The following is a 717-nucleotide window of genomic DNA, read 5'->3' on the forward strand; positions in this document are numbered from 1 at the left end:
CCAGATCCCCCGAAAAGCGCCTGTATCGGCTGCCCCTTTCACAGCAACGCCGTATGGCGATCGATGCGTGAACAGGATGGCGCAGCATGGCAGGATGCCGTCGAGGTCGACCGCGCGCTGCGGACCGGGCTCAGGGGTATTCGCGGCCAGGTGTACCTGCATCGATCCTGCGTTCCGCTCGAGGACGTCGATCTGTCGACCGCCGCTGACCGCGGGCAGCTCGATCTCTGGCCGAATGAATGCGAGGGCATGTGCGGTGTGTGACGCCGGATTTGGCCCCGTAACCTTCGAGCCCATCACACGCGACGAACTCAAATGCCCATCTCGTTCTCTGGGGTCACAGGATGGGCGAGATCCACCGCCCGACGCGAGGCTGGTCGCACGGCCTTCGCCACGAGGGCCGCCTGCTTGCCGTCGTCGCAACCGACACGCTCATACGTGAGCGTGTCGGCGGCTTGACGCGGCACGATGCAGTCGAGCTTTCGCGCCTGTGCGCAGCGAAACCGGATCTCTGCCGCGTGGCGCTGCGCCTCTGGCGATCCTTCGCCTTCCCGGCAATTGCTGTCGCACGCGGCTGCCGCTGGGCGGTCAGCTATCAGGATGCCGCCCTCCACAGCGGCAATCTCTTTCGGTTCGACGGGTGGGTTACACTCGGTCGATCGCGGAGCGGGACCGACTCCCGGTCCGGACGCCGGGGCCGAAGAAAGGTCATCTGGG

1 protein-coding gene and 1 pseudogene are annotated in these 717 nt (G+C 66.1%); one reads left to right on the top strand and one right to left on the bottom strand.

Annotated elements, in window-relative coordinates:
* Window positions 1-264 (top strand): annotated as a pseudogene (locus CEV33_RS01610) (hypothetical protein); the annotation flags it as partial.
* A gap of 47 nt (window positions 265-311) precedes the next feature.
* Here the strand turns inward: CEV33_RS01610 and CEV33_RS24220 are convergent.
* Window positions 312-717: hypothetical protein (locus tag CEV33_RS24220; protein ID WP_208620141.1), on the bottom strand; the 406-nt coding region annotated here is incomplete at its 5' end.

Origin of the sequence: Brucella grignonensis (assembly GCF_002252505.1) — a bacterium.
Lineage (GTDB): Bacteria > Pseudomonadota > Alphaproteobacteria > Rhizobiales > Rhizobiaceae > Brucella > Brucella grignonensis.